The sequence below is a fragment of the Pseudonocardia sp. Ae331_Ps2 genome (assembly GCF_001932405.1).
Classification (GTDB): Bacteria; Actinomycetota; Actinomycetes; order Mycobacteriales; family Pseudonocardiaceae; genus Pseudonocardia.
Genome location: NZ_MCIM01000001.1, coordinates 4,763,834 through 4,770,297 on the forward strand (window position 1 = coordinate 4,763,834; position 6,464 = coordinate 4,770,297).

General features: G+C 70.6%; 8 protein-coding genes. 5 read left to right on the forward strand and 3 right to left on the reverse strand.

Annotation, left to right across the window (positions count from 1 at the left end):
* Positions 1 to 4 precede the first annotated feature (4 nt).
* Complete coding sequence (locus Ae331Ps2_RS22410; RefSeq protein WP_043282725.1) at positions 5 to 1,003, forward strand: ABC transporter substrate-binding protein; 999 nt, start codon at positions 5 to 7, stop codon at positions 1,001 to 1,003.
* A 109-nt stretch (positions 1,004 to 1,112) separates the two neighbouring features.
* On the opposite strand, the gene Ae331Ps2_RS22415 is transcribed toward Ae331Ps2_RS22410, so the two are convergent.
* The 3 genes from Ae331Ps2_RS22415 to Ae331Ps2_RS22425 form a co-directional block, all read right to left on the reverse strand.
* The gene (locus Ae331Ps2_RS22415) at positions 1,113 to 1,616 is read right to left on the reverse strand and encodes a MarR family winged helix-turn-helix transcriptional regulator (RefSeq protein ID WP_075306667.1); all 504 of its coding nucleotides are present in this window, start codon (positions 1,614 to 1,616) and stop codon (positions 1,113 to 1,115) included.
* On the reverse strand, positions 1,613 to 2,278 hold the full coding sequence (locus tag Ae331Ps2_RS22420; protein ID WP_083695865.1) for an NIPSNAP family protein: 666 nt from the start codon (positions 2,276 to 2,278) through the stop codon (positions 1,613 to 1,615). Before Ae331Ps2_RS22420 ends, Ae331Ps2_RS22415 begins: the two co-directional genes overlap by 4 nt.
* Positions 2,279 to 2,379: 101 nt before the next feature.
* Positions 2,380 to 2,763: a hypothetical protein gene (locus tag Ae331Ps2_RS22425; RefSeq protein ID WP_075329785.1), complete on the reverse strand. Its 384-nt coding sequence runs from the start codon at positions 2,761 to 2,763 to the stop codon at positions 2,380 to 2,382.
* 167 nt (positions 2,764 to 2,930) lie between these two features.
* Between Ae331Ps2_RS22425 and Ae331Ps2_RS22430 the strand changes: the two genes are divergently transcribed.
* The 4 genes from Ae331Ps2_RS22430 to Ae331Ps2_RS33495 form a co-directional block, all read left to right on the forward strand.
* Complete coding sequence (locus Ae331Ps2_RS22430; RefSeq protein WP_075306665.1) at positions 2,931 to 3,602, forward strand: response regulator transcription factor; 672 nt, start codon at positions 2,931 to 2,933, stop codon at positions 3,600 to 3,602.
* An 8-nt stretch (positions 3,603 to 3,610) separates the two neighbouring features.
* Positions 3,611 to 4,687: a HAMP domain-containing sensor histidine kinase gene (locus tag Ae331Ps2_RS22435; RefSeq protein WP_254864913.1), complete on the forward strand. Its 1,077-nt coding sequence runs from the start codon at positions 3,611 to 3,613 to the stop codon at positions 4,685 to 4,687.
* Between the two features lie 214 nt (positions 4,688 to 4,901).
* The gene (locus tag Ae331Ps2_RS22440) at positions 4,902 to 6,032 is read left to right on the forward strand and encodes an ABC transporter substrate-binding protein (protein ID WP_254864920.1); all 1,131 of its coding nucleotides are present in this window, start codon (positions 4,902 to 4,904) and stop codon (positions 6,030 to 6,032) included.
* A 40-nt stretch (positions 6,033 to 6,072) separates the two neighbouring features.
* Positions 6,073 to 6,464 (forward strand): helix-turn-helix domain-containing protein (locus Ae331Ps2_RS33495; protein WP_254864914.1); only part of this gene is annotated, 392 nt, incomplete at its 3' end.

Consider the following 6,464-nt stretch of genomic DNA (forward strand, 5'->3'; position numbering starts at 1 on the left):
GGACATGCACGGAACCAGGAGGATCGTCGGCGGCGCGCTGCTCGCGATCCTGGCAGTGCTCGCGCTCACCGCCTGTGGCGGCGCCGCGGAGCAGGGCGGCGACCAGCCTCCCGCCGGTCAGGCCTCCGGGACGTTCCCGGTCACCATCACCCACGCGCTGGGCGAGGCCACGATCCCGGCGGCACCCACCCGGATCGTGGCGCTCAGCTACGAGCAGGACCTGCTGAGCCAGATCGGGATCACCACCGTCGGGCACAACGAGAACGCCGTCACCCCCGGCAGGCCCTACCCCTGGGAGGAGGGCAAGGTCGACTTCGCGGGCAGCGAGGTGGTGGTCGAGCCGTCCCAGGAGGTCAACCTCGAGAAGATCGCGGCGCTGCAGCCGGACCTCATCCTGGCGACGAACCTGAGCACGATCGACAAGTTCTACCCGCAGCTCAGCCAGATCGCGCCGACCGTCGTGTACCAGAAGGGTTGGAACAAAGACACCTGGCAGGACAACGCGGCGCTGATCGGGAAGGCCGTCGGCAAGGAGGCCGACGTCGCCCGCGTGGTCCAGGGCGTCGAGAAGAAGATCTCCGACACGGCCGCGGCCATCCCCGGCCTGCAGGGGAAGACCTACGCCACCGCCTACTACTACGAGCGTGGCACGTTCGTCGTCCCCACCGACTCCACGACCACCATGCCCCAGGTCTACGCCGCGCTCGGGCTGCGGATCGACCCGGAGATCGCCGCGAACGTGAAGAACCGGTCGCTGTCGGCCGAACAGATCGGCCTGCTCGACGTCGACTACCTGTCGCTGTCGTTCGCCAACGCCGACCTGCGCTCCCAGCTCTTCGCCGACCCGCTGTTCGCCAACCTCGACGTCGTGAAGCAGCAGCGCTACTTCGAGTCCGACGAGGCCGGTGGCGTCGCCGAGAACTACCCGACGGTCCTCAACATCCCCTGGACCATCGACCGTCAGCTCGACGTCCTCAAGAAGGTCGGCGCCGCGACGGGCTGACCGGGACCGGTCCGCAGCCGCCCGGCGTCCGACGCCGCGCGGCTGCGGACCGGCGTGCTCGCGGCCGGTACGGAGATCACCACAGCGGTGAGCACCGGGAGTCCGTGAATCAGGGAGGTGGGCTCGAACGCCGCCCATACCCAGGCGGTGGGGGCGGTGGATCCAGCCGGCCGAGCAGCTCGGTGAGCCTGCGCATGGTGTCGACGGTCTCGCGGCGCTCGGTCGGGCTCAGGCGGTCGAAGGTCTGGCGTTGACGCGCGCTCAGTCGATGCTGTTGCTCCCGGACGATGGAGCGGCCCCGGTCGGTGAGCGTGACCTCGACCCGCCGTTGGTCGCGGGTGCTGCGTCGACGGTTGACGATGCCGTTGCGTTCCAACGTCGTGAGCATCCCGGTGACGGTGGGGGAGGACACGGCGGCGCGGGCGGCGAGCTCGCCGACCGACAGTGCGCCACTGGAGTCGAGCTCCTCGACGAGGTGCAGCTGGGCCAGGGTCAGCGACGGGTCGCAGCCCCGGGCCAGGGCCGCGCGGACCTGCCGCATGCGGGCGAACAGCTCGCCGGAGGCCGTGCGGAACTCGCCGAACCCGGCGGGCTCGGGAGCATTGCCGCTCACGCGAGCGGCGAGAACGCAGCGGGCCAGGCCATGATCGAGTCGGCCTCGATGATGTGCTCCGGGCCTCCCGGTGGGGGCCAGCGGTGGGTGGCGACGAGGTCGCGGCGGACCTCGACCCGCTGGTCGAGGCTGTCGAACGGCCAGATGTGCACGATGCGGGCGGGTCCGTCGAGTGCGTACATCACCACCGTGATCGGGTCCACGAGGTGGCGGCCGGGCAGTCGCTGGCGCCAGCCGTCGATGGTGGCGGGCAGGCCACCGGGGACGAGGTGGTAGTCGCGGATCTCGTAGATCCGCCCGAACCGGCCGGGTCGGACGCGGGGCACGAACGGGAACGGGGCGAAGCCGGCCATCGAGAGGTCGGTGAGGTGGTCGCCGGCGCCGAAGGGGTGGCGGGACGCGGCGGCGCGTGCGCGCTCGGCGGCCAGCTCGGCATCGTCGTCGAAGGACCGGAGGACATAGGCCCGGCCGACCGGTCCGTGTTCGGCGTACCAGCAGCCGAGGAACTCGCCGTGGGCGTCGGGTGCGGTGACCCACGGCTCGACCCCGGCGAGCGCGGCGTCGGCGTCGGTCAGCCTGAAGTGCAGCGTCGTGTACTCGTAGCGGACCGCGCGGGACGCGGGATCGAGGTCCTCGCCCGTGATCGGAGCCGGCTCGGTCATGGGGTGGCCCTTCCGGTTGCCGCGACAGAACAGTAGGAACCTACATGTTAGGAGCCTATGCAGTCGTCCTCGACGAGGCCGGGCGGTGTCGACCCGCTGGGTCAGGGGAGCCGGAGAAGCCGGCCCACGGCGGTCCCGACGACGGCCGCCGGTACGGCGAAGACGAGTACCAGCAGCGTCCACCTCTCCCAGGAGTCCGTCTGCAGGTACTGCCAGAAGTCGCGGTGGCGCGAGGAGAACCCGATCATCCAGTGCGCTTTCAGCAGGTAGTAGGTGCTGACCGCCGCGATGCCGCAGGCGAGCACCGACATCAGGTTGGTGCTGAACCTGCGGGACACCATCGCCGAGAGCCCGAGGACCGCGGCCCATGACCACCAGGTGTCGGTCACCGCGACGATCGAGCCGAACTCGGCGAGCCGGGCGCTGGCCGACAGCGCACCCCAACCACATCCGAGCACGGCCGTCAGCACGGGGAGCACGATCATCGACGCGCCCCTGGAGTGCGCGGGACGATGCGTCGGGACGGTCGGTGCGTGTGCGGTCGTCGGCGTCACGTCCACCACCCTCGGCTCGGCGGTGTTGCGAGACCGTAAGCGACGCCGGACGGTGCTGGCTCCTAGTCTGGACGGTCCAGCGAGCCGGGGGAGGGATCGTGCGGGTACTCGTCGTCGAGGACGACCAGGACATCCGGGAGGCCATGCGGGCCGGGCTGAGTTCCGACTCCGCCGTCGTCGACGTCGCCGCGGACGGCCACGAGGCGCTCGACCTGCTGGGGCTCAACGACTACGACGTCGCGGTCCTCGACCGTGACGTGCCCGGCCCGGACGGGGATGAGATCGCCCGCCGGATCGGGCACCGCGGCCCCGGCCCGCGGATCATCATGGTGACCGCCGCAGGAGGCCTGGCGGAGAAGGAGGACGGCTTCGGCGCCGGCGCCGACGACTACCTCACCAAGCCGTTCGTCATGAGAGAGCTGCAGCTGCGCGTGCGTGCCCTGGCCCGGCGGTCGACGCGTGCCCTGCCCGTGGTGCACGAGTACGGCGGCCTGCGGGTGGACACCCACCGGCACGAGGTCCACCGCGACGGCAGACTCGTGCCGCTCACACCCAAGCAGTTCGCCGTGCTCGAGGTACTGGCGGGCGAGGCGGGCGGTGTGGTCAGCGCCGAAGACCTGCTGGCCCGCGCCTGGGACGAGAACATCGACCCGTTCACCAACTCCGTGCGCGTCACGATCTCCGCGCTGCGCAGGCGACTCGGCGAGCCGTGGATCATCGAGACCGTGCCCGGGGTCGGATACCGGCTGTGCACCGACGGCGTGGGGTGACCGGGCGGGTGCACCTGGGCATCCGTGCCAAGCTGACGCTCAGCTACGTCGGCCTGTTCCTCGGAACCACAGCGGTGCTGCTGGCGGTGGTGGCGCTGTTCATTCTGCGCTACATCCCCAACGCCGGCCTCGTCGTCTCGGTCAGTGGCGAGTGGGCCCCGGGGCGGCAGGACATCTTCGAGGCGTTCGCACCGCGGGCCGCGGTCGTCATCGTGGTGCTGTTCGGCGTGGCCCTGGGGGTCTCGTGGTTCCTGGCGGGCCGCATCCTGCGCCCGCTGCCAGGACTGACCCGGGCAGCGCAGCTGACCTCGCAGGGGTCGCTGACCCACCGCATCCGCTACGCCGGCGCCCGTGACGAGCTCGGTCGCCTCGCCGACACCTTCGACGACATGCTCGCCCAGCTGCAGCGCCACGACGACCAGCAGCGCCGCTTCGCCGCGAACGCCTCGCACGAGCTGCGGACTCCGCTGGCCGCGACGAGGGCGCTGCTCGACGTCGCCGAGGCCGACCCCGGCTCGCTCGACACCGGAGACCTGCTGGAGCGGCTCCGTCGGATCAACGAACACGCCATCGCGACCACCGAGGCGATGCTCGTGATGGCCCGCTCGCAGGAGGGGCAGCTGCCCACCGAGCGGGTGGACCTGTCGCTGGTCGCGGAGGAAGCCGTCGAGACGCTGGTCCCGGTGGCAGACCGCCGGCGGGTGACCCTCGACGCCGACGGGACCGGAGCCGCTCCCTGCTCCGGGTCGGCGCCGCTGCTGCTGCAGATGACCCAGAACCTGCTGCACAACGCGATCGTCCACAACGTCGACGGCGGCCGGGTCGTGATTCGCACGGGGATCGAGGGCGGCCACGCCTGGGTGGAGGTGGTCAACACCGGGCCCGTCGTCCCGGAGGAGGCGCTGCCGACCCTGACCGATGCGTTCCGGCGGGTCGACGACCGCGGGCGGAGCGGCCACGCGGCCGGAGCGGGACTAGGGTTGTCGGTGGTCGCGGCGATCGTCCGGGCACACCGCGGGTCCCTCGAACTGGGGGCGCGTGACGGTGGGGGCCTGCGGGTGCGGGTCGATCTGCCCGCACTGTGAGAGCCGACCGGCCTGCCGCGACGAGAGGGAGCGGCCCTTGCCCGATCCTGCAGATGGGCGGAACCACCACATGAAGGCTCCCGTACGGTCACGCCGGGGCTGGCGACGTCTGGTCGCTGCCGCGGCCGTGGCGGGCGTCGTCGCTGTCTCGGCGGCGTGCGGCCCCGGTGACGGCGCCGACTCCGGCGACGGAACGAGGTTCACGTACTGGTCGATGTGGCGGCCCACGGAGCCTCAGGGCCAGGTCCTCCAGTCCTCGATCGACCAGTTCACCAGGGACACCGGGATCACGGTCGACGTCCGGTGGCAAGGACGGCGGGTGCTGGACAATCTGGCCCCGTCGCTGCCCCAGGGGGCTGATGCAGACCTGGTGGACCAGTCCAGGACCAAGCTCCGCACCGCCCTCGCCGACACCGGCCAGTCCGCGGACCTGACCGCCGTCCTCGACCAGCCGATCCCGGGGGAGAACAAGAAGATCTCCGAGGTCATCCCCCCGAAGTACCGGCCCTTTCTCAACGGGCGGGACGGCAGGCCCTACCTGATCCCCTACGAGGTGACCGGCGAGGCCCTGTGGCTGGACGCGGCGAGGTACCCGGACATCGCTGCGAAGCCACCGGAGAACTGGGACGACTTCGTCGCCGTGCTCGCCAGGATCCAGGCGAGCGGCGTGACACCGATCGCGCTCGACACCAACAAGGCGTTCTGGCCGCTGCTGGTCCTGCAGCGAGCGCTGGGACCACAGGATCTGGTGCGGTCGGCCGGCGACCGGACGGGCGAGGCGTGGAACGCCCCGGCCGTCCTGGACGCCATCGACAGGCTCGAGCAGCTGGTGCGCAGCGGCTACTTCGGCCACGCCTACACCGACGCGCAGTTCCCGGCCGGGCAGATCAAGTGGGCCCAGGGCAGGGCCGCGTTGTTCCTGCAGGGATCCTGGCTTCCGAGCGAGGCGGAACCGTACATGGCGCCGAGCTTCAGACCCACCTCCATCCAACTTCCGGCCATCAACGGTGGCGACCCGGTCGTGAGCGTGGAACTCTTCGGTTTCGCCATCCCCCGGTCGGCCAAGAACGGTGCGGCTGCACAGAAGTTCATCGCGTACTTCATGAATCGCAGCCAGCTGGAGAAGATTTCCGAACGGGCGGACAACCTCACCCCGCGAGCCGACATCCCGGCACCGCGGCAGCTCGCGTCACTCCAGAGCGCACTTTCCGGACGCGAAGTGTATCCCTGGGGGTCGGGTCTCGACCTCGAGTACGGGCCGTGGACCCAGGAAGTCCTCGATCCCCCTGCGGCAGCGCTCATGCAGGGCGAGATCTCGGTGAGTTCTGCCGGTCGTAGCACTTGATCTTGGCGAGTTGGGCGGGACAGGATGTTCCGTGCGTGAAATGTTGATGTTGTCGGATCGGGAGGAGATCTCGAGGGGTCTGGCGGAAGGCTTGTCCTACAAGCAGATCGCCTCGGTGGTGGGTCGTGATCCGTCGGTGATCTCTCGTGAGGTCCGTCGCCACGGCGGACGCCACGAGTACCGGGCCGCGGCAGCGCAGGAACGGGCCCAGGCGGCGCGGGCGCGCCCGAAGCAGCTCGCGGTGGACCGCTATCCGCGGTTGCGCGGGATCGTGCACGCTCTGCTGCGTCGTGGCTGGTCACCGGCCTCGATCGCGGGCCGGTTGCCGACCGAGTATCCCGACGATCAGGCTTGCCGGGTGTCTCACGAGGCGATCTACCAGTGGATCTATGCCACCCCGGTGTCCACCCTGGCCCGCGAGCTGCTCGCACT

Bases quoted from the DNA above. Each gene is read 5' to 3' on its own strand.
- Ae331Ps2_RS22410 (WP_043282725.1), top strand. From the start codon at position 5: ATGCACGGAACCAGGAGGATCGTCGGCGGCGCGCTGCTCGCGATCCTG.
- Ae331Ps2_RS22420 (WP_083695865.1), bottom strand. From the start codon at position 2,278: ATGACCGAGCCGGCTCCGATCACGGGCGAGGACCTCGATCCCGCGTCC.
- Ae331Ps2_RS22425 (WP_075329785.1), bottom strand. From the start codon at position 2,763: ATGATCGTGCTCCCCGTGCTGACGGCCGTGCTCGGATGTGGTTGGGGT.
- Ae331Ps2_RS22440 (WP_254864920.1), top strand. From the start codon at position 4,902: ATGTGGCGGCCCACGGAGCCTCAGGGCCAGGTCCTCCAGTCCTCGATC.